Genomic DNA, 21807 nt, shown 5'->3' with positions numbered 1-21807 from the left:
CGTAGTTAGGAGAATAAATATGAAAAAACTTGAAAATCGTGTTGCTCTAGTAACAGGAGCAAGTAGGGGGATAGGGGCTGCTATCGCAGAAAGATTAGCAGAAGAAGGAGCCCATGTTGCCATTAACTATACATCTCAAAGTTCACTAGAAAAAGCCGAAATGTTAAAGGAACAAATAGAGAATCGTTTTAATGTTAGAGCGATGGTTGTAAAAGCGAATGTAGGTATTAAACAAGAAGTTGATCACATGATTGATGAAGTGGAGAAAACGCTTGGCAATGTAGATATATTAGTGAATAACGCTGGTATAGCGCCATTCGAGTCATTTATGAAGTTAACAGAAGAAACTTGGGATACGACGTATCAAATAAATGTAAAATCAATTTTTTTAACTTCACAACGGGTAGCTAAAAAAATGATTGAACAACGATACGGCAAAATCATTAATATTACATCTACGGCCAGCCTGCTTGTGACAAGTCCGGTTATCCCACATTATATTTCCTCAAAAGCGGCGGCGAGTCATTTGACTAAAGCTTTAGCGATTGAATTAGGTAAATATAATATTAATATCAATGCCGTCGGTCCAAGTACAGTAGCTACAGATATGTGTCAGGAATATCTTGAAGATCCAAGTATTTTAGAAAAAGAAATACAAGCCAATCCAATGAAACGATTGGGGACTGAAAAGCAAATTGCTGATGCTGTCGTATTTTTAGCTTCTGAGGAAGCGATGCAAATAAACGGACATTTACTAATGGTAGATGGAGGGCTTACTGTGAAAGCCGCACAGCCAGAAGACCATTTAGAACAAGAAAGGGAATTGTTGCTATGAGATTACAAGGTAAAGTAGCACTCATTACCGGGGGTGGTAGTGGTATTGGTCGTTCAACAGCCCTTCTTTTTGCAGCAGAAGGAGCCCACGTCATCATTAACGATGTTCACAAGGAAAATGGTGAAGGTACAGTAAAGGATATTCAACAAAACGGAGGAAGCGCAACATTTTATCATGCAGATGTGACTATTCCTGAAGCTGTAAAAGAGATGGTTGAACATATGACAAGGCAATTCGAAAAAATTGATATCCTTTTTAATAATGTAGGCATTAGTAATGTTGGGCGCATAGATGAGGTAGAGCCAGACGTATGGGATAAAGTGATGAGCGTAAATGTAAAGGGAGTCTATTTACCAACAAAATATATTGTCCCTCACATGATGGAGCAAAAGAGCGGATGCATCATTAATATGTCTTCATGTGCTGCGGAAATAGGCTTAAAGCAACGCGCATTATATTCGGCAACAAAAGGAGCCATTTTATCGTTAACAAAGGCGATGCAGGTAGATTATGCACCTTACAATATACGAGTAAATGCTTTATTACCAGGAACGATTTTTACACCATTTGTAGAAAATTATTTAAAAAATGCATATGACAATCCACAAGCTGCCATCACAAGTATTAAAACAAGACAACTAAGTGGTGAATTAGGAAAACCTGAAGATGTTGCGAAAGCTGCCTTATTTTTAGCATCTGATGAGTCCAGCTTTATGATGGGTTCTCCGCTTTACATCGATGGTGGCGTTGTCTTTGGGAAAAATGCTTAATATTACGAAATGACATGAGGAATGATTATGAAACTATTAACATTTGAAAAGCAGGGCAACTATCAATTAGGCGTTCAAACGATGCAAGGCATTATAGATATAGCCGCATCGATTGACAAAAATCCAAATTTTAATAACTTACCAGATGTAATGTCTTTATTTTCTTGTAATAAAGAAGAAATTGTAAAGCTTCAAAATTTTATTCAAGCAATAGAAGTAGAAGAAAGTGCAGTATTTGTAGATGACAGTCAAATCAGCTGGGGACCATGTGTTACAAAACCACATAAAATTATTTGCGTAGGTTTAAATTACCGTAAACATGCAGATGAAACGAATGCGCCATATCCAGAAGTGCCTATTTTATTTAATAAATTTGATAATACATTAACTGGACATCAAAGTGATATTCAAATTCCAAATGTAACAAAGCAACTTGATTATGAGGTAGAGCTTGGAATTGTTATTGGTGAAAAGATAAAAAATGTCAAAGAAGAAAATGCATTAGATCATGTTTTTGGTTATTGCACTGTAAATGATCTATCGGCGCGCGATTTGCAAATGAAAACACAACAATGGTTGTTAGGTAAAACGTGCGATAAGTTTAGTCCTGTTGGTCCTTACTTAGTGACGGCAGATGAAATAGAGAACCCTAATAATCTAGCATTAAAAACATATGTAAATGGAGAAATAAGACAAAACTCGAACACCGCAGATATGATTTTCAATTGTGCTGAAATTATTAGTTATATTTCCCGACATATGACATTAGAGCCTGGAGATATTATTTTAACAGGTACACCGGAAGGCGTAGTGTTCGGATATCCTGCAGAACAGCAAGTGTATATTCAACCAGGGGATGAAGTAACTGTAGAAATCGAGAAATTAGGTTCTCTTACAAATTACTTCGTAGCAGAAGATTAAAGAAATGAGTGTGAATAACTATGCTAAAAGGGATTCCTCCAATTATTTCACCAGACTTAATGAAGGTATTAATGGAGATGGGTCATGGAGATGAAATTGTGTTGGCGGACGGAAATTTTCCTGCTGCCAGCCATGCCCAACAGCTAATCCGTTGTGATGGACATACAATTCCAAAATTACTAGAAGCGATATTGGCGTTCTTTCCTATCGATACGTATGTGGAACATCCCATTCAATTAATGGCTGTTGTCCCAGGAGATCCAGTGGAACCAACGATTTGGAAAGAGTATGAGCAAATCGTTCAACGTCAATCCGAATATTCAATTCCATTTGAATTTATGGAGCGCTATGAATTTTACGAGCGCACAAAAAAGGCTTTTGCCGTAGTAGCAACAAGCGAAAAAGCTCAGTACGCTAATATCATTTTAAAAAAAGGTGTCATCAAATAATCGGTATTTCGAGGATGAACATTAACTGAATGTTCACCGTAAACTCGATATGAATACAAGCGTATCGGGAATTTGGTCATTCTAATGTATCGGGGGAAAGCGAATTATGAATTCTGAAGTGTTAGTAGAAGAAACAAGAGCGAACTTACTGGAAAATGTCCATTCTGGTGTCGTTTGTGGAGTGAATGACAGCAAGGAGGCTATCTATCAAGTTGGTAATATCCAACATAATACATATTTCCGATCTGCTGCAAAACCCATTCAAGCGTTACCCGCATTTTTATCTAAAATTGATTTAAAGTATGGCTTAACTGATAGAGAAGCAGCTTTATTTACTGCTTCACATCGTGGAGAAACATATCACATTGAAGCGCTAGAAACGATGAAAGAGAAATTAGCCATTGATGAGAATGAATTATTTTGTCCTTTTTCGTACCCTTTAAATGCAGAACCAAAAGAGGCAATGTTAAGACAAAATATAGAGAAAAGACGACTTTTTCATAACTGCTCAGGAAAACATATGGGCTTTATTGCAACTTGTCGTGAAATGGGTTTTCCAACGGAGGGTTATTGGAATATAGATCATCCCCTACAACAACTTATTTTGAAAACGCTATCTTATTTATCAGAAACACCGCTATCTGAAATTCATATCGGAGTAGACGGCTGTGGTGTGCCTGTGTTTGCTATACCATTACACAATATGGCTATTACAAGTTTGAAATTAGCTTGTCCAGATTTAATTGAAGATTTGGAACTTAAAGAAGCAGTAGAGCGAATGACAACAATGATGAACAAAGAATTCAACATGGTAGCGTCTGAAAACTTTATTTGCTCTGTATTATTGCAAGATCGAAATATTGTAGCAAAGGGCGGAGCAAAAGGTGTGTATTGCTTCGGCTTGAAAAAAGAACGTTTAGGTTTCGCTTTGAAAGTTTTAGATGGTTCAGAAGACGTTTGGCCAAATGTAATTGCTTCGATTTTAGAGCAAATAGACTATGAAAATAAAGAAACAATTGCTAATATTCGCTCTCTTAGACCAAGCATCATTAAAAGTGATGGGGGCATTGAAGTAGGATCAATCCATGAGGTATTTGCATTAACACCAAATACAAAATAAAAATTTGTTACAAAGGGGATGAAATTTATGAAGAAAAAGATGCTAGTCGTATTGATGGTTTTATTAGCTACTATACTTACTGCGTGTGGTGGTTCGAGTGATACTAGTGATAATGCAGATGGTAAGGTGAAAATTAGATTGCTAACAAGAATGGCAGGGACAAGCACTCAGGTACAAATCTACAAAGATATTATTAAAGAATTCGAGGCAAAACATTCTGATGTAGTTGTTGTTGATGAATCTCAAGGTGATGAATCAGCATTTAACAATAAACTGAAAACAGATCTTGCATCTGGCACTTTACCTAACATTTTTAGAGTTCAAGGTGTTGCAAATTTAAACGAGTATATTGAAAGTGGCTTACTTATGGATATGGACCCAATTTTAAAGGATGATCCTGAATGGGGACAACATTTCACAGAAGGTGCATTAAAGTATTATCAAGTGCCAGGTCATGAGGGGACATATGGAATTCCAATGGAGTCTGGTTTAATTGGTGTTTATTATAATGAAGAACTACTTAAAAAAGCTGGTATTAATGAATTCCCTGAAACATGGAGTGAACTAACAGCAGCTGTTAAAAAGTTAAAAGGCATCGATGTAACACCTATTGCACTTGGTGCAAAGGCAACGTATATGGCAGGACATTTACACAACCAAATTTTTTATAAATGGATGGGTACAGAAGCAGCAAAGAAACTAGGTACTAGAGAATTAAAATGGACAGATCCAGATGTTGTGAAAACACTTGAATATGTGGAAGACTTAAATAAGTTAGATGTATTTGGTAAAAGTGCAGCTGGTATAAGCGATGAGATTGTTGTGGCAGATTTCCTTGAAGGTAAGGCAGCGATGATTATTACTGGTCCATGGAACATTGGCAAATTTACGAATCCAAGTGAGACAGAATACGCTGATGCTATTAAACTTGCTAAATTCCCATACTTTGATGAAAAACCAGAGTTTAAAGATGAAGATATGCAAATCATTAGTCCATATATGGTGAATGGCAAACTTGAAGGAAAAGAAAAAGAATATACAATTGAACTACTAAAAATGCTTACTTCTGCTGAAGCAGCTAAACGATTTGCAGAGGAAGCACAGTTCTTAATTCCAAGATCAGATATCGCAATTGATAACTCGAAAGTATCTGAATTGTTCTTACACAATATTGAATTAGGTGCTACGTCAACAGGAATTGCAGTAGATGTGTTCGATTTTGATCCACTACCATCTATGCAGGATCGAACAAGAAACTCTATCGTAAGTATCTTAATTGGTGGTAAGCCTAAAGATGCAGCAAAAGAAATTCAAGATGAAATTGATAAATCTAAATAAGTAGTTTTTCAATAACGAATTTTAACGTGGAGCGGAATGCGGCGACTCCAGTGGGAAATGCAAGCATCGAGCGTAGCGAGGGAAGCGGCTCGGTGCTTACCCACGGAATGCGTCCCTGTTGCATATGCGAATTAGATTAAAATTGATTAAGATTACAAAAAATTTAAGAAATGGAGGGGAATAGATGAATGTAAAAACAAATAGAGATAAGTCAAAAATTTTTCTATTTACTTTACCGGCCTTAGTAATCTATATTCTATTCCTTATTATACCTATGATAGGCGCCCTTTATTTTTCCGTTGTCAATTGGAATGGCATTAAAGGAGCACCATTAAATTTTGTAGGTTTAGAAAACTATCTAAATGTGTTTAAAGATAAAGACTTTCTTATTTCTTTAAAAAATATGTTTGGCATGGTGTTTTTTAGCGTTTTATTCCATACACCAATCGCTTTATTATTAGCAGTTGCCATTAATACGAAATTTAGGGGACATCGATTCTTTAAAGTCATCTATTTTGTACCTACTATTTTTCCACTAACAGCTATCGGTCTACTTTGGTACTTTATTTTTATGCCGAATGGCTCTTTAAATAGCTTATTAGAATTTATTGGTCTAGCAGATTTAGCTAAAGGCTGGTTAATTGACTCATCTACTGCGATGGGTGCAATTATCTTTGTAAACATTTGGGCAGGTGTTGGATACTACATGGTCATCCTATTAGCGGGGTTAACAACGATACCAGAAGAAGTATATGAGGCGGCAGAGATGGATGGGGCTTCATCTGTACAAAAGTTCTTCCATATAACAGTTCCTATGCTAAAGCCAATTATTACTTTATGTATTTTAATGGATATTATTGGGACCGTGAAAGTATTTGATTTAATTTTTGTTATGACTGAAGGGGGGCCGAATGGTTTAACCAATTTGCCTACTACTTTAATGTATTATGAAGCGTTCAGATACAACAACTACGGCGTTGGTAGTGCATTAGGGGTCATCATTTTTGTTATTGCGCTCGTATTGACTATCGGTAGTGAAGCGCTCATGAATAGGAAGGAGAAGAACCAATGAAAAAGAAAATAATATTATATGTTTTTGTAATAGCAATGGCTTTAATGTTTATTGAACCGATGTTATTTACATTAGTTTCTTCTCTTAAAGGAAATAAAGAAATATTTAGTTCACCCTTTAGTTTGCCTGAGGTTTTTAGATTTGAGAACTATGTAATTGCTTGGCAAGAAGCGAATATGAGTAGATATTTTTTAAATAGTATACTTATTTCAATGGCAACAGTTATTATCCTTGCGATTGTCTCTTCTATGGCGTCATTTACATTATCAAGATTTAACTTTAAAGTGAATAAATTTTTAGCCCTGTTTTTCCTATTAGGTATGATGATACCTATGCATACAGTTCTTGTACCAGTTTCATATATTATTGGAGCACTAGAATTGAAAAATAATTTAGTGGCATTAGTTCTACTGTATGTGGCGTTTTCTTTGTCATTTAGCATTTTAGTTTTGACACGGTTTATGAAAGGAATTAATGCCTCTTTAGAAGAAGCGGCACTTATGGATGGCGCAAGTTATTTCCAAATATATTTCAAAGTTATATTGCCAATGTCTGTTCCAGCAATATCGACTGTTTCTATTTTTAATTTTTTAGGCGCATGGAATAACATTCTGTTCCCACTTTTATTTATTAATGATGACCGCTTAAAACCAATTGCATTGGGTCTATTAAACTTTAGTGGTGAAAGAGGATCAGAATACGGGCCATTAATGGCTGCAATCGTCATCACGATATTAGTTCCTTTAGTCGTTTATCTTCTATTCCAAGAGAAAATAGAAAGTGGTCTTGCGGCAGGCTCAGTCAAAGAATAGCAATGAAATAGAAAAAGTGAATATTATTGGGGGTTATGAATTTGAGTGAATTACGTTATAGACAGGTACATTTAGATTTTCATACGAGTGAAGATATTCTTGGTGTTGGAAAGGACTTCGTTGCAGAGGAGTTTGTTGAGACATTAAAAGAAGCGAATGTAAACTCGATTACTTGTTTTGCTAGATGTCATCACGGCTGGTTATATTACCCTTCACAGCATCGTCCAGATTTAATCCATCCGCATCTTGAAAATAAAAACCTTTTATTAGAACAAATAGAGGTTTGCCATAAAAATAATATTAAAGTTCCGATTTATACAACTGTGCAATGGGATGGCTATATTAGTAAACATCATCCTGAATGGTTATCGATTGATGAAAACGGAGAATTCATTAACAGTCAAGGTGTTCCGGAGCCACATTTCTACTATACAATTTGTTTAAATAGCGGCTATAGACAATATTTTAAAGACCATTTACAAGATATTATCGATACAGTGAAGAGCGAAAATATTGATGGTTTCTTTTTAGATATTTTATTTAAAGTTGATTGTAATTGTAAAAATTGTTTTAAACAGATGGAACGTAAAGGGTTAAACACAGAAAATAGAGTAGATAGAATCTATTATTCTACGCTGATGCTTGAGGAATTTAAAGAAGAGATTAGTGATTTTATTAGAACTAGAGTGCCACATGCAGGTATTTTCTATAATAGCTCTCATATTGGTCCAGGCAATAAAAGTAGCTTAAACAATTATACACATTTGGAGCTAGAGTCTTTACCAAGTGGTGGATGGGGCTATGATCATTTCCCTGCAACAATGAGATATTCTCGTATTTTGGGTAAGGACATCATCGGTATGACGGGTAAGTTTCACACGTATTGGGGTGATTTCCACTCATTGAAAAATAAAGCAGCTTTAGAATTTGAGTGCTTCAATATGCTTGCTTTAGGTGCAGGCTGTTCAATTGGAGATCAACTTCATCCAAATGGTAAATTATCGAAGGCGGCTTATGAATTAATTGGCAGTGTTTATGGAAAAGTGAAAGAAGTAGAAAAGTACTGTATGAATACAAAACCGGTTACAGAGATCGGGGTATTAACACCTGAAGAATTTTATACACCAGGAGATCATAACTTAGGTATCCATCCAGCATTAATCGGTGCAGTTAGAATGTTACAAGAGTTATCATATCAATTTAATATTATCGACAGTCAAATTAATTTTAATGACTATAAGTTAATAATCTTACCTGATGTAATTGACTATTCTCCTGAATTACAGCAAAAGCTACAAGCTTACGCGAACAATGGCGGGAAAATTATTGGTACGTTTGAATCTCTAATTAATAAAAATAGTAACGAAGAAGATTTATATGGAAATGTGTACATTGGTGAATCAAAGTATGACCGTGATTTTGTTTTACCGAATGATGTGATTGGGAAAAAATTGTATAAAGAAGAGTATGTCATGTATTTAAAAGGTTTAGAAATGAAACCCGTACAGTCAGAGGTACTGATGCAGACAGTAAAACCTTATTTTAATAGAGAAGGCACTACGTTTTGTTCGCATCAACATGCCCCATCATCGCATACATTTGGACATGCTGCAGTGACAAAATGCCAAAATATCATTTACTTCTCACATCCTATTTTTAAACTATATCGGAAAAATGGCCTAGCTTGGTGTAAATGGATGATGAATGATGCGATTGATCATCTTCTCGAAAGAAAGCTCATTGCTCATAATGGTCCATCGACATTGCTGACAGCATTAAATGAAGATAAAGAAACAGGGGCAAAGATTTTGCATGCACTTCATTATATAACTGAGAAACGCTCAGAGGATATTTATACGATTGAAGACATTATCCCACTTTATAACACAGAAATTAGCATGTTTGTTGGTGATACAAAGGTGACATCTGTAAAAAAACTGCCTGAATTATCAGAGGTAAGTTACAGTGTTGAAGGACAGTATATACAGTTTACTGTGGAAAAAATCGAAGGCCATTTAATGCTACATATCGATTAATGTTATGAAAAAACTATAAAAAAGGGAAATAATCTAAGAAAAAAAAACTTAGATATTTTCCTTTTTAATATAGTTAAAGGCTCTTGCGGGTGTCATCGATTTTAAGAGAAGCATTTCGAGCCGACTCGAAACTTAATGACGATAAATGAAAGATGTGATGATAGATGGAATTTCATTTTGGGCAACGGAACAAGGATATAGTAGTTGTAAATCCTGTATTAAAATCAGCCCATCAATCCATCCAAATTCCTAAATGGATGATTGAAAAACATAAATGTCACTGGTTAAGACATGAAACAGAGCAGGGTGGACAGGATTATGTAATCATTGGATTGGGAAGCAAAGAAACAGTTACTTATGAAAGCTTACGAGAAGCAGCAGGAGAAGTAGCACGAGTGGCTAATGCCAGTGAAAATAATGACATTCAAGTGGCATGTGAATTTTTAAATGCAGTAAATCTCAATCAGGTAGATGCTGTGACTGCTTTTGTAGAAGGTTGGATACTTGGGGCCTACCAGTTTCAAAAATACCGCAAAGAAAAAATAGTCGTAAAACCTTGTAATGTATATTTTTTATTAGAAGAAACAGAAGCTTTAAAAAATGCTATCACCGTTGGAATGTTACGTGCAAACAGCACTAATATAACGAGAGACTTATGTAATACAGATCCGATTGACCTTAATCCAGACACATTTACTGAAACGATTCGTCAGCATTTCGGAGAAAAAAATCTGTCTGTCAATATTTATAATACAGACGACTTGCAACAGCTCCAATTAAATGGGCTACTGGCAGTTGGAAGAGGCAGTCAATATTCATCTTATTTAGCAGAGATTAAGTACTGTACGAATGTTAATAAGCCACATATCGTGTTGATTGGTAAAGGCATGACTTATGATAGCGGTGGTATTAGCATTAAAACGGGTCTTAACATTAGCGATATGCGTATGGATATGGGAGGAGCAGGTGCTGTATTTGGTGCTATGGATTTAATCGCTTCAAAAAATGTAGATGTAAATGTCACTGCCCTGTTGCCGATTGCTGAAAACTTGCTTAATGAAAAGGCATTTTTACCAGGTGAAGTTATTCGTTTCGCAAATAATTTGCATGTTCAAGTTGGCAATACAGATGCTGAAGGAAGACTTATTTTAGCTGATGCTCTATTATATTCTGAAAGGTTAAAGCCAGATGTAATTATTGATATCGCTACGTTAACGGGCTCAATTGGTGCGGCATTAGGCTTAAAATATGCAGGTGTATTCGGAGATGAGTCGATTACAGAATTAATGAAAAAGCTAGGCGGTCAGAATGGTGATTTTATATGGCCGATGCCACTTATTGATCAATACGAGGAATCTTTAGCGAGTGATTATGCAGATATTTGTAATATTAGCTCAGACAATCTAGCAGGCTCTATTACGGCCGCACTCTTTTTAAGAAAATTCGTCCCTAAAGGTACAAAATGGGGACATATTGATATGGCGGCACCTGTTCAATCGCCGAAAACGAGAGGCTATCATGTGCGTGGTGCATCAGGTTATGGTGTTCGATTATTGGCAGATTTTATAGAAAGCTATAGTAAACTAGAAAAAGGGAATGACTAAATATGGTTATTGAAGTGATTGCAATTTCTTTAACAGATGCGAAAGCGGCGCAAAATGCTGGAGCAGACAGAATTGAATTAGTCGCAGGTATAGCTGAGGGAGGATTAACACCGAGCTATGCAATGATTGAAAGTGTTTGCGGTGAATTAACGATCCCTGTAAATGTAATGATTCGACCTCACAGCCGTTCATTCTTCTATGATCAAAACGATTTACAAATAATGTTAAAGGATATTCAAATATGTAAGCAGCTAGGTGCTAGTGGAATAGTTGTTGGTGCACTTACTGAAGAGCATGATATTGATGAATATACTTTAAAACAATTAGTAGAAGCAGCGGATGGATTGGATATTACATTTCATCGAGCATTCGATGAAGTAAGAGACCAATCAAAGGCATTAAATACGTTAATGTCTTATAAAGAAATCTCACGAATTTTAACATCAGGTGGCAAAAATAAAGTACTTGATGCGGTTAGCGAAATTCAAGCTTTAGAACAACAAGCAAGCCAATCTCACATTCAAATAATGCCAGGTTCTGGTCTATCACCTAATACCCTTCCATCCTTTTTGAATCAGGTCAACGTTTCAGAATTTCATTTTGGATCCGGTGTTCGGCATCAATCGAGCTTTGACCACTTTATAGACGAACATAAAATTAAAGAAATAAAGGATATCATTTTATACCGTGCATAGACACAGTGACCATTGGGGGAAATAAAATGCAGCAAAAAGAGTACCTAGTTGGGGTAGATATGGGTGGTACAAAAATTGCCGTTGGATTATTAAGTGTTGATGGGAAAATCATGAAGGAAACTCGTATGGATACGAGAGGGCATGAAGGTCCAGAGATTGTTGTCAATAGATTAGTAGAGGCGATTAATGCTCTTTCAGAAGGTTACGAGATAAAAGGTATAGGCGTCGGAGTGCCAGGGATAGTTGATACAGATAATGGAATTATTCACTATTGGTCTACTTTCAATTGGAATAACGTACCTTTAGGGCAGATGTTAAATGCACAGTTAGATAAGAAAATTACAGTAGTCAATGATGCGAGTGCAGCAACTTGGGGAGAATTTAACTTCGGGGCTGGTCGGCAATCAAAGAATATGCTTTTTATGACGATAAGTACAGGAATCGGTGGAGGCATTATTTTTGAACGACAATTGTTTACTGGCAGTAATATGTTAGCTGGCGAAATAGGGCATGTCACTGTTAATGCGAATGGACCAACATGCAATTGTGGCAAATTGGGTTGTTTAGAAGCATATGCATCGGGAGTATCCATTCAACGACGAGCAATGGATGCCATCAAAAATAGCACATCCATTTTGGTCGACATGGAGAAGCATGAAAGAAGACCAATTGATACAAAAATGGTATTTTCTGCATATGAGTCAGGAGACTTAGTTGCACAAGAAATTATTGAGCAAGCAGCTACATATGTAGGTATTGTTTTGGCGAATTTTATACAAACATTTAACCCGGACTGCATTGTATTAGGTGGCGGTGTTATGAAAACGAATTCCCGATTTATGGAGAAAATTGAGGAAGTGACTCAAAACTATGTTCTTCCTTCCTATCAAAACACATATGAAATTAGACGTTCGCAATTGTTTGAAAATGCAGCATTAATAGGTGCGGCAAATTTAATTGTTTGAGTGCCTGTCACTTCTAAAAACCCACTTAGCTTTCCGCGCACAGCACTCTGTAAGCGCAGGAGTCTTCGTGGGTTTTTACTTGGGTATATAAAAATTCAGAATTGTTTGAGTGCCTGTCACATAAAATTCAACTAGAGAGCATACAGTTAGTGTATGTATTTTGCCGAAAAAGCTCCAGTGAAAGTAGTGCCTCACAATAGAAAAGTACAGGATTACGTATGCAAATTACACTTTATATGGAGAAGTATCATTGTTTTCTTAAAGAACGATTGGTTTATATGCTGTTTAACGTAAAAAAAATTCTCGTTAATACTATTAAATTGTTTCGTGGAACTAGACACCAATTTTTGAGAATGCTATATTAAAGGAGTCATAGTATTTTTATAATTAGGAAAATTAAGAGAATGTAAGTCCTAGTTATAAGGAACAAAGGGGTAAGTGTTATAAAGAAGGATGATAGGTGCTTATGGTAAAAAAAACGTTAAAACAAAGAATTGTAGACGCTTCTGTAGTGCTGTTTCAGCAAGATGGCTATCATAATGTAACTGTTGATCGCATTGTAGAATACATCGGTGCATCAAAAGGTGGATTTTATCATAATTTTAAATCGAAAGATGAATTGTTATATGAAGTTCATGATGTGTTTATTTCCTATGTTATTAAACAGTCACAGGAAGCTTATGACAAATATGATACGCCGATTAAACGCTTATGTGCAATGCTTCAAACGCTAACGCAAGTGTTTGATGTGTATCAAGCCCATATTACTGTATTTTATGAAGAAAGCCGTTCGTTGTCAGAAGAATATAGTGCAATAATTCATAAAAAGCGGGACCAATATCGGGAAATATTACAAAAGGTGATTGAAGAAGGGCAGCAGACTAAGGATTTTCGTTCTGAATTACCTTGTACAATTGTAACAATGGCCATTGTGGGGATGATTAACTGGACATATATGTGGTTTAAACAAACCGGTCCGTTGACAATGGAGGAAATTACAGAAGTATTTACGGATATGATATTACGAGCAATTGTTACAGAGCAAGCTATGGAAGAAGCAACTCAATTTATGGTAAAGGTGAAGCCAGAAGAAAAAGCTGGTTTTATTAATCTTTAATACAGACCGACTAGTCGGTCCAGATTTGTGTAACTGTCGTCTGAAAGAAATCCGCTATGGCAAATTGGATATTAGGGGGAAATGGGAATGAACTTTGAACTAACGAAAGAGCAAGCGATGATTCGAGACATGGTACGTGATTTTGCAGAGAAAGAGATTAAACCTTACGCTCGTGAAGTCGACGAGACATCAACAATGAGAATAGAAAGCTTTGAAAAAATGGCAGAGCTAGGCTTATTGGGTATCCCGTTTCCTGAGGAATATGGTGGTTCTGGAGGAGATACGGTTTCCTATGCAATTGCTGTTGAGGAAATTGGGCGTGCTTGCGGTGGTACAGGTTTAAGCTATGCAGCAGCAGTAAGCTTAGGCGCTGCTCCAATTTATAACTTTGGAACGGAAGAGCAAAAGCGTGAATGGCTTGTACCTTTAGCGAAAGGTGAAACATTAGGTGCTTTCGGTTTAACGGAGCCAAATGCAGGGTCTGATGCGGGCGGAACACGTACAACAGCAGTCGTTGACGGCGATGATTACGTTATTAACGGTGAAAAATGCTGGATTACAAATGCAGGCCATGCACGACAAATTATTGTTACGGCAGTAACTGGCAAGCGTGAAGATGGCAAAAAGATCATCTCATCAATTATTGTGCCAACAAACACACCTGGTGTCACAATTAATTGTAATTACGACAAAATGGGTGTGCGTGGTTCCAATACATGTGAAATTATTTTGCAAAATGTTCGTGTTCCAAAAACGAATCTATTAGGGGACGAAAAACGTGGTTTTAGCCAATTTTTAAATACGTTAGATGGTGGACGTATTTCCATAGCGGCTTTATCAGTCGGCATTGCTCAGTCTGCTTATGAAAAAGCATTAAAGTTTGCGAATGAACGAGAGCAATTTGGAGCACCAATTTCCAAGTTACAAGCAATACAGTTTAAATTAGCGGATATGGCAATGGAAATAGAGCTTGCTCGTACACTAGTACATAAAGCGGCATGGCTTAAAGACCAGAAAAAACCATTTGCTAAGGAAGCAGCTATGGCGAAATTATTCGCTTCTGAGATGGGCTTCCGAACTTGCAATCAAGCCATTCAAATTCATGGTGGTTCAGGTTATATGAAGGAATATGATGTAGAACGTCATTTACGTGACATTAAATTAATGGAAATCGGTGAAGGTACATCTGAAATTCAACGTCTCGTTATTTCTCGTCTAATTGGCTGTTAAAAACATTATATAGCATATTTAAGGGGGATTTTCATGGCAGAACTTGTGTATCAAACAATTGGTCAATTGCTCGATGAACAGTCTAAAAAATATCCTAAAAATGAAGCGCTAGTGTATGCAGATAGAGACTTACGTATGACTTATGAGGAGTTAAATCATCAAAGTCGTTTAGTTGCTAGAGGATTAATGGCCCTTGGTATTGAAAAGGGAGATCATATCGCAGTGTGGACGACAAATGTTCCTGAATGGGTACAGTTACAGTTTGGCACAGGAAAGATGGGGGCGCCAATCGTTACGGTAAACACAAATTATCGTGCGCATGAATTGGAATATTTGCTAAAACAATCCGATGCTAAAACGATAATTTTAATCGAAAACTATCGAGACCATTCTTTTTTGAATACACTCCAAGAAATTTGTCCGGAGCTTGAAAATTGTGAACCTGGTAAATTGCAATCGGAGCGACTACCTCTATTGAAAAATGTTATTTTAATTGGCGAAACAAAATATCCGGGAGTACTCAACTGGTCTGATGTAATAGCAGCTGCTGAGCAAGTTACAGAGCAACAATTAGATCAAATACAAGCTTCACTCCATTATGATGATGTCATTAATATTCAATATACTTCAGGAACAACGGGGTTTCCTAAAGGGGTTATGTTAACACATTATAACTTAGTCAATAATGCGGTTAACATCGCAGAATGTATGCGCTTAACGTCGGAAGATCGCTTATGTATTCCAGTGCCTTTCTTCCATTGCTTTGGCTGTGTCATCGGTACATTAGCTATTACTACAAGTGGTGGAACAATGGTACCTGTGCAAGAATTCTCCCCTGCGGAAGTGTTACGAACAGTAGAAAAAGAGAGGTGTACTGCATTACACGGAGTACCAACAATGTTTATTAGTGAGTTGAATTTGCACAATTTTGCGTCATACGACTTATCGGCATTGCGTACTGGCGTTATGGCAGGTTCTAACTGTCCTATTGAAGTCATGAAAGCAGTAATCGAGAAAATGGGGATGACTGATGTCACTATTTGTTATGGTCAAACGGAATCTTCTCCTGTCATTACTCAAACGAGAGCAGATGACCCATTCCATTTAAAAGTAGAGACTGTAGGTAGGGCATTACCAAATCTAGAAGTTAAAATTGTCGTTCCCGGTACAGATGTAGAAGCTGCAACAAATGAGCAAGGCGAGCTATGTACAAGAGGCTACCATGTGATGAAAGGTTACTATAACAATGCTGAGGAGACACAACTGGCAATCGATCACGATGGCTGGCTTCATACCGGTGATTTGGCAACGATGGATGAAGAAGGTTATGTAAGAGTAACAGGCCGTTTGAAGGATATGATTATCCGCGGTGGTGAAAATTTATATCCACGTGAAATTGAAGAGTTTTTATATACATGTCCAAAAATCGCAGATGTACAGGTAGCTGGTGTTCCTGATCCTAAGTACGGTGAAGAAGCCGCTGCATGGATTATATTGCGAGAAGGGGAACAGGCAACAGAAGAGGAAATTCGAGCTTTTTGCCGAGATAAAATTTCTAAACATAAAATTCCGCGACATATTTTCTTTATCGATGGCTACCCAATGACTGCCTCAGGAAAAGTGCAGAAGTTTAAACTACGCGAAGATTTTGTGGCGGCAGTGAAGGTGAATTAGGGAGGGGGCAAGACAATGTTCAAGAAAGTATTAATTGCAAATCGTGGTGAAATTGCTAGACGTATTATTCGCACATGTAAGCGACTTAATATTCAAACGGTAGCGGTATATTCTGAGGCGGATGCTGAAAGTTTACATGTCAAAGATGCTGATGAGGCATACTGCGTTGGTAAGCCGCCTGTTGTTCAAAGCTATTTAAATATTGAGCGCATTCTTGAAATTGCAAAAGAAAGCGGGGCTGACGCTGTCCATCCAGGATATGGCTTACTTTCGGAAAACGCTGATTTTGCAAAACGTTGTACGGAGGCTGGCCTAGTATTTATTGGACCTAGTGCTACAGTGATCGCGTCCATGGGCAGTAAATTGGAAGCTCGTAAGACGATGAAATCTGCAGGTGTACCGATTGTAGAAGGGGTTGAAGCACCTGTCAAAGATGTTTCAGAAGCAATTGAAATCGCATCTCGTTTAGGTTATCCGATTATGCTAAAAGCCTCTGCTGGGGGTGGCGGAATCGGCATGCAACTTGTGTCAGATGCTGAGGAGTTAGAGAAAGCATTTGAGGGTAATCAGAAACGTGCACAATCGTTTTTTGGTGATGGCACGATGTACATGGAACGATTCATAGCCAACCCACATCATGTCGAAGTACAGATCATCGCGGATTATGAGGGCAATGTAGTTCCGTTATTTGAACGAGAATGTTCAATTCAACGACGCAATCAAAAAGTGGTGGAAGAGGCGCCATCTCCATTTATTTCTGAGGAAACGCGAGCACGAATGTTAGAAGCTTCTGTGCAAGCGGTGAAGCATATCGGTTATGTAAACGCAGGAACGATTGAGTATTTAGTAGATGCAGAGCAAAACTTCTATTTCTTAGAGATGAACACGCGCTTACAAGTAGAGCACCCTGTAACGGAAGAAATAACGAAACTGGATCTTGTAGAAGAACAATTTAAAGTAGCAGCGAAACAGCCATTAAGCTTTACACGCGACAGCATTGACAAACAGGGGCATGCCATTGAGGTACGAATTTATGCAGAAAACCCTACAACGTTTTTCCCGTCTCCAGGCAAAATTACAGATCTTGTATTGCCTATAGGTGAGGGTATTCGACATGAATGTGGTGTAGAAGCGGGTTCAACTGTGACGCCTTTCTATGATCCAATGATTAGTAAATTAGTAGTGTGGGGAGAAACGCGAGCAATTGCGTGTGAGCGCCTTATACAAGCATTGAAAGAGTATAAGATTGAGGGCATTCAAACAAATATACCGATGCTTTTGAAAACTGTAACCCATGAGCAATTTTTAAAAGGGCATACAACAACGAAATTTGTGGAGGAATTTTATTTACCACAATTAACAGAAACGAAATAAGGATAAGTTCATATTATGGACATTCGTAGCAACGAGATTGTAATCAAATGGCTCGTGATTACAATCAGATGTTTTCATACTGAGGAGCTTATGCAAAGCATGTGCGAGTATGTATGCGTTACAAAATGAAAATATGTGTGTTGATTTGAGTGATACGTTTGTCACTTGAAACAAATACACCTAACTATTTGGAGGGATTTATATGGCAACAGTAAAAGCGAGCATGGCGGGAACAGTATGGAAAATCGTAGTGGCAGAAGGCGATAAAGTGACAGCAGGGCAAGACGTAGCAATTTTAGAGTCAATGAAAATGGAGATTCCGATTGCTGCAGAAGAGGATGGCGTTGTAACAAAAATTATTGCGAACGAAGGCGATTTCATTAACGTTGATGATGATATTTTAGAAATTGAATAGGGAGGCATTTCTATGCAATTACCAAAGCATGTTACGTTAAAGGAAGTTGGGCCTCGTGATGGTTTGCAAAACGAAAAGGTACACATCGCTACTGCAGATAAAGTACAGCTAGTAAATTTACTTAGTCGGACGGGAATAAATTATATAGAAGTAACGTCTTTAGTCCATCCGAAGTGGATTCCTCAATTAGCAGATGCAGTAGAAGTGCTGCAAGCTATTAAGCGAGAAAAGGACATAACGTATGCGGCTCTTGTGCCAAACATGCGAGGACTAGAACGTGCATTGCTAGCGGGCATTGATGAAGCAAGCATTTTTATGTCTGCTAGTGAAAGCCATAATCTAAAAAATATCAATAAAACGATTCACGAAACATTTCCAATAATGAAGGAAGTAGTTGAGGGGGCAAAGGCCGCAAATAAGCATGTACGTGGTTATATCTCAACGGTAATTGGTTGCCCTTATGAGGGTTACATACACCCAGAAAAAGTTTTACAAGTAACAGATAAATTATTGGAAATGGGCGTTGATGAAATATCGCTGGGAGATACAATCGGCGTTGGAGTACCGACACAGGTTGAGCATCTTTTAGAAGAGCTGTTAAAGAGATATCCTGCTGAAAAATTTGCGATGCATTTCCATGATACGCGTGGTACAGCACTTTCCAATATTATGAAATCGTTAGAAATGGGTATTACGAAATTTGATAGTGCACTCGGTGGCCTAGGCGGTTGTCCTTATGCAAAAGGAGCAACGGGTAATGTAGCTACAGAGGATTTGTTGTATCTATTAGAAGGAATGGGCATCGAAACAGGCGTTAACATGCAAAGGCTGTTAGAAGCAGTACTATTTATAGAACAAAAGCTTGGGAAGGACGTTGCGTCTAAACAAATGGCCATTGTTCGTAATGAAGGGAGTGCTAATATCACGTGACACAACAACTCGTTCAATTTGATTTGTTACCAGGTAATATAGGGCTCATAACACTTTCTAGACCGGAAGCGGCAAATGCCATGTCAGTACAATTATTAAACGACCTTAGTGCTACGCTAGATAAAATAAATGCCGATCCAGCAGTGCGTGTTGTTTTACTAACAGGTGCAGGGGAAAAGGCATTTTGTGCAGGAGCAGATTTAAAAGAGCGTAAAGGGATGTCCGATCAACAAGTAAAGCAAATTGTGCATTTAATCGGAGCAACGATTGCAAAAGTAGAGTCATTAGCTCAACCTGTTATTGCTGTTTTAAACGGCGTTGCATTTGGAGGCGGACTAGAACTCGCTTTAGCTTGCGATTTACGCATAGCAGCTACACATATCAAAGTAGGTCTTACTGAAACCTCACTTGGCATTATTCCAGGCGCAGGTGGGACACAACGCTTACCGCGACTGATTGGAATTGGTAAAGCGAAGGAACTAATTTATACAGCACGTCGAATCGATGCCGAGGAAGCGAAACACCTTGGTATTGTGGAATATGTATATGAAGGGCATGAAGTGCAAGAAAGAGCGCAACAGCTTGCACTCGAAATGGCGAAAAATGCACCGCTATCATTAATTCAGGCGAAAAATGCCATTAATAATGGTGTTGAAGTAGATTTAGCTACAGGCTTGAAAATCGAATCACTCGCATATAGTGCACTTATTCCAACCGAAGATCGCTTGGAGGGCTTACAAGCTTTCCAAGAAAAAAGAACACCGCAATATTCAGGAAAGTAATGGACTGCAAAGGGGGAATTGGACATGAGCAATATATCCACAGAAAATACATCAAATGCGATGAAGGAACAAATTTTAGCAGGGGGTCTGCCGAAATATCACGATAAAAATGCACAACAAGGCAAGCTATTTGTCCGAGAGCGACTAGAATTATTATTAGATGATGGTCTTCAATCGGAAGATGGTCTGTATGCAAACTGTTTAGCAGGTGATTTACCAGCAGATGGCGTTATTACAGGTATCGGTAAAATCCATGGTCGTACAGTATGTGTTTTAGCCAATGATTCGACGATTAAAGCAGGGTCTTGGGGAAAACGTACAGTGGAGAAAATGATTCGTATTCAAGAAACGGCGGAGAAGCTAAATTGTCCATTATTTTATTTAGTTGATTCGGCAGGTGCACGTATAACAGATCAGTTAGAGATGTTCCCTGGACGTCGTGGAGCAGGACGTATTTTCTACAATCAAGTAAAACTTTCTGGTAAAGTGCCGCAAATTTGCTTGTTGTTTGGTCCTTCTGCAGCGGGAGGCGCTTATATTCCTGCATTTTCTGATATTGTGGTGATGGTGGAAGGCAACGCATCAATGTATTTAGGGTCGCCACGTATGGCAGAAATGGTCATTGGTGAAAAGGTAGATCTAGAAACAATGGGTGGCGCTAAAATGCATTGTTCAGTATCTGGTTGTGGGGATGTTCTTGTAAAAACAGAGCAGGAAGCTATTGCCTATGCACGCAAATATTTGAGCTATTTTCCGAATAACTATGCTGAACGTAGTAAAGTGGAAGCACCGAAGCCACCAGCAACATTTGAAAAATCAATTGAAGAATTAATTCCCAAAAATCAAAACTCGCCTTTTGATATGTATCAATTAATTGATCGGTTGATTGATGAAGATTCTTTCTGTGAAGTAAAAAAATTATTTGCATCAGAATTAATAACGGGGCTTGGACGCATTAACGGACAATCAGTTGGGATTATAGCTAACCAACCACGTGTGAAGGGCGGCGTATTGTTCCACGATTCAGCTGACAAAGCGGCAAAATTTATTTCATTATGTGATGCCTTTAATATTCCACTTATTTTCCTTGTAGACGTTCCAGGCTTTATGATTGGAACACAAGTTGAGAAGGCGGGCATTATTCGCCATGGCGCGAAGATGATTTTTGCAATGAGCGAGGCAACTGTACCTAAACTAACTGTAATTGTACGTAAGGCGTATGGTGCAGGGCTTTATGCAATGGCAGGTCCAGCTTTTGAGCCTGATTGCTGTATTGCGTTATCGAACGCACAAATAGCCGTAATGGGTCCAGAGGCAGCTGTAAATGCAGTATATGCCAATAAAATTGCCGAACTACCAAAAGAAGAACAAGCAAGCTTTATTGCTGAAAAGCGAAAAGAATACCAAGAGGAAATTGACATTTATCGCTTAGCATCTGAGCTAATTATTGATGATGTTATTGAGCCGAATGATTTACGGAAGGCACTGGAAACACGTTTGGACTTGTATATGTCTAAATACTTGTTATTCTCTCAACGGAAGCATGGTGTGAATCCAGTATAAGAAGAAATACTTTATCCAAAAAATGCACCCAGTTTATGCTGGTGTGCATTTTTTAATATATTTCACCCCTTGCATGAGCACGGTCAGACATATTAAAATATGGGA

Annotated in this window: 20 protein-coding genes; all 20 read left to right on the top strand. The window is 37.7% G+C overall.

Annotation, left to right across the window (positions count from 1 at the left end):
• Positions 1 to 19: 19 nt before the first annotated feature.
• Complete coding sequence (locus ACQKNX_RS16875; RefSeq protein WP_427429876.1) at positions 20 to 835, top strand: SDR family NAD(P)-dependent oxidoreductase; 816 nt, start codon at positions 20 to 22, stop codon at positions 833 to 835.
• Positions 832 to 1605 carry an SDR family NAD(P)-dependent oxidoreductase gene (locus tag ACQKNX_RS16870; protein WP_427429875.1) on the top strand — a complete coding sequence of 258 codons (774 nt, stop codon included), beginning with the start codon at positions 832 to 834 and terminating at the stop codon, positions 1603 to 1605. Before ACQKNX_RS16875 ends, ACQKNX_RS16870 begins: the two co-directional genes overlap by 4 nt.
• 27 nt (positions 1606 to 1632) lie before the next feature.
• The gene (locus ACQKNX_RS16865) at positions 1633 to 2526 is read left to right on the top strand and encodes a fumarylacetoacetate hydrolase family protein (protein WP_427429874.1); all 894 of its coding nucleotides are present in this window, start codon (positions 1633 to 1635) and stop codon (positions 2524 to 2526) included.
• A 20-nt stretch (positions 2527 to 2546) separates the two neighbouring features.
• A complete protein-coding gene (gene fucU / locus ACQKNX_RS16860) occupies positions 2547 to 2975 on the top strand; it encodes an L-fucose mutarotase (protein ID WP_427429873.1) in 429 nt (142 codons plus the stop codon).
• A gap of 106 nt (positions 2976 to 3081) precedes the next feature.
• The gene (locus ACQKNX_RS16855; protein WP_427429872.1) at positions 3082 to 4095 is read left to right on the top strand and encodes an asparaginase; all 1014 of its coding nucleotides are present in this window, start codon (positions 3082 to 3084) and stop codon (positions 4093 to 4095) included.
• A gap of 27 nt (positions 4096 to 4122) precedes the next feature.
• Positions 4123 to 5433: an ABC transporter substrate-binding protein gene (locus ACQKNX_RS16850; protein ID WP_427429871.1), complete on the top strand. Its 1311-nt coding sequence runs from the start codon at positions 4123 to 4125 to the stop codon at positions 5431 to 5433.
• A gap of 184 nt (positions 5434 to 5617) precedes the next feature.
• A complete protein-coding gene (locus ACQKNX_RS16845; protein ID WP_427429870.1) occupies positions 5618 to 6505 on the top strand; it encodes a carbohydrate ABC transporter permease in 888 nt (295 codons plus the stop codon).
• Positions 6502 to 7317 (top strand): carbohydrate ABC transporter permease, encoded by an 816-nt coding sequence (locus tag ACQKNX_RS16840; protein ID WP_340821096.1) that lies wholly within the window; start codon positions 6502 to 6504, stop codon positions 7315 to 7317. Before ACQKNX_RS16845 ends, ACQKNX_RS16840 begins: the two co-directional genes overlap by 4 nt.
• Before the next feature lie 35 nt (positions 7318 to 7352).
• Positions 7353 to 9353, top strand: a complete 2001-nt coding sequence (locus tag ACQKNX_RS16835) for a beta-galactosidase trimerization domain-containing protein (RefSeq protein WP_427429869.1) — start codon at positions 7353 to 7355, stop codon at positions 9351 to 9353.
• 164 nt (positions 9354 to 9517) lie between these two features.
• Entirely contained in the window at positions 9518 to 10957 is a 1440-nt protein-coding gene (locus ACQKNX_RS16830) for a M17 family metallopeptidase (protein WP_427429868.1), read from the top strand.
• Positions 10958 to 10959: 2 nt separating this feature from the next.
• Positions 10960 to 11652, top strand: a complete 693-nt coding sequence (locus tag ACQKNX_RS16825) for a copper homeostasis protein CutC (RefSeq protein ID WP_427429867.1) — start codon at positions 10960 to 10962, stop codon at positions 11650 to 11652.
• Positions 11653 to 11678: 26 nt separating this feature from the next.
• The gene (locus ACQKNX_RS16820; RefSeq protein WP_427429866.1) at positions 11679 to 12617 is read left to right on the top strand and encodes an ROK family protein; all 939 of its coding nucleotides are present in this window, start codon (positions 11679 to 11681) and stop codon (positions 12615 to 12617) included.
• Between the two features lie 466 nt (positions 12618 to 13083).
• The gene (locus ACQKNX_RS16815; RefSeq protein ID WP_427429865.1) at positions 13084 to 13734 is read left to right on the top strand and encodes a TetR/AcrR family transcriptional regulator; all 651 of its coding nucleotides are present in this window, start codon (positions 13084 to 13086) and stop codon (positions 13732 to 13734) included.
• Positions 13735 to 13821: 87 nt separating this feature from the next.
• Positions 13822 to 14964 carry an acyl-CoA dehydrogenase gene (locus tag ACQKNX_RS16810; protein ID WP_401010957.1) on the top strand — a complete coding sequence of 381 codons (1143 nt, stop codon included), beginning with the start codon at positions 13822 to 13824 and terminating at the stop codon, positions 14962 to 14964.
• Positions 14965 to 14997: 33 nt separating this feature from the next.
• Positions 14998 to 16638 carry an AMP-binding protein gene (locus ACQKNX_RS16805; protein WP_427429864.1) on the top strand — a complete coding sequence of 547 codons (1641 nt, stop codon included), beginning with the start codon at positions 14998 to 15000 and terminating at the stop codon, positions 16636 to 16638.
• A gap of 15 nt (positions 16639 to 16653) precedes the next feature.
• Positions 16654 to 18012 (top strand): acetyl-CoA carboxylase biotin carboxylase subunit, encoded by a 1359-nt coding sequence (locus tag ACQKNX_RS16800; protein ID WP_427429863.1) that lies wholly within the window; start codon positions 16654 to 16656, stop codon positions 18010 to 18012.
• A 202-nt stretch (positions 18013 to 18214) separates the two neighbouring features.
• Positions 18215 to 18427 carry an acetyl-CoA carboxylase biotin carboxyl carrier protein subunit gene (locus ACQKNX_RS16795; protein WP_139860471.1) on the top strand — a complete coding sequence of 71 codons (213 nt, stop codon included), beginning with the start codon at positions 18215 to 18217 and terminating at the stop codon, positions 18425 to 18427.
• A gap of 12 nt (positions 18428 to 18439) precedes the next feature.
• Positions 18440 to 19357, top strand: coding sequence for a hydroxymethylglutaryl-CoA lyase (locus tag ACQKNX_RS16790; RefSeq protein ID WP_427429862.1), 918 nt, complete (start codon positions 18440 to 18442; stop codon positions 19355 to 19357).
• A complete protein-coding gene (locus tag ACQKNX_RS16785; RefSeq protein ID WP_401019334.1) occupies positions 19354 to 20139 on the top strand; it encodes an enoyl-CoA hydratase in 786 nt (261 codons plus the stop codon). The genes ACQKNX_RS16790 and ACQKNX_RS16785 overlap by 4 nt, the downstream gene beginning before the upstream one ends.
• Positions 20140 to 20163: 24 nt before the next feature.
• Positions 20164 to 21702 carry an acyl-CoA carboxylase subunit beta gene (locus ACQKNX_RS16780; protein ID WP_401010947.1) on the top strand — a complete coding sequence of 513 codons (1539 nt, stop codon included), beginning with the start codon at positions 20164 to 20166 and terminating at the stop codon, positions 21700 to 21702.
• The last annotated feature ends 105 nt before the right edge of the window (positions 21703 to 21807 follow it).

This window comes from Lysinibacillus sp. NPDC093712 (assembly GCF_050280025.1).
In the GTDB taxonomy this organism is placed as follows: Bacteria; Bacillota; Bacilli; order Bacillales_A; family Planococcaceae; genus Lysinibacillus.
The sequence above is the reverse complement of the archived record's forward strand: the minus strand, read 5'-3'. Positions and strand labels throughout refer to the sequence as shown.

Coding starts and splice junctions, on each gene's coding strand:
- ACQKNX_RS16850 (WP_427429871.1), top strand. CDS start 4,123: ATGAAGAAAAAGATGCTAGTCGTATTGATGGTTTTATTAGCTACTATA.
- ACQKNX_RS16870 (WP_427429875.1), top strand. CDS start 832: ATGAGATTACAAGGTAAAGTAGCACTCATTACCGGGGGTGGTAGTGGT.
- ACQKNX_RS16855 (WP_427429872.1), top strand. CDS start 3,082: ATGAATTCTGAAGTGTTAGTAGAAGAAACAAGAGCGAACTTACTGGAA.
- ACQKNX_RS16800 (WP_427429863.1), top strand. CDS start 16,654: ATGTTCAAGAAAGTATTAATTGCAAATCGTGGTGAAATTGCTAGACGT.
- ACQKNX_RS16780 (WP_401010947.1), top strand. CDS start 20,164: ATGAGCAATATATCCACAGAAAATACATCAAATGCGATGAAGGAACAA.
- ACQKNX_RS16840 (WP_340821096.1), top strand. CDS start 6,502: ATGAAAAAGAAAATAATATTATATGTTTTTGTAATAGCAATGGCTTTA.
- fucU (WP_427429873.1), top strand. CDS start 2,547: ATGCTAAAAGGGATTCCTCCAATTATTTCACCAGACTTAATGAAGGTA.
- ACQKNX_RS16815 (WP_427429865.1), top strand. CDS start 13,084: ATGGTAAAAAAAACGTTAAAACAAAGAATTGTAGACGCTTCTGTAGTG.
- ACQKNX_RS16875 (WP_427429876.1), top strand. CDS start 20: ATGAAAAAACTTGAAAATCGTGTTGCTCTAGTAACAGGAGCAAGTAGG.
- ACQKNX_RS16790 (WP_427429862.1), top strand. CDS start 18,440: ATGCAATTACCAAAGCATGTTACGTTAAAGGAAGTTGGGCCTCGTGAT.
- ACQKNX_RS16795 (WP_139860471.1), top strand. CDS start 18,215: ATGGCAACAGTAAAAGCGAGCATGGCGGGAACAGTATGGAAAATCGTA.
- ACQKNX_RS16825 (WP_427429867.1), top strand. CDS start 10,960: ATGGTTATTGAAGTGATTGCAATTTCTTTAACAGATGCGAAAGCGGCG.
- ACQKNX_RS16805 (WP_427429864.1), top strand. CDS start 14,998: ATGGCAGAACTTGTGTATCAAACAATTGGTCAATTGCTCGATGAACAG.
- ACQKNX_RS16835 (WP_427429869.1), top strand. CDS start 7,353: ATGAATTTGAGTGAATTACGTTATAGACAGGTACATTTAGATTTTCAT.
- ACQKNX_RS16845 (WP_427429870.1), top strand. CDS start 5,618: ATGAATGTAAAAACAAATAGAGATAAGTCAAAAATTTTTCTATTTACT.
- ACQKNX_RS16865 (WP_427429874.1), top strand. CDS start 1,633: ATGAAACTATTAACATTTGAAAAGCAGGGCAACTATCAATTAGGCGTT.
- ACQKNX_RS16830 (WP_427429868.1), top strand. CDS start 9,518: ATGGAATTTCATTTTGGGCAACGGAACAAGGATATAGTAGTTGTAAAT.
- ACQKNX_RS16810 (WP_401010957.1), top strand. CDS start 13,822: ATGAACTTTGAACTAACGAAAGAGCAAGCGATGATTCGAGACATGGTA.
- ACQKNX_RS16820 (WP_427429866.1), top strand. CDS start 11,679: ATGCAGCAAAAAGAGTACCTAGTTGGGGTAGATATGGGTGGTACAAAA.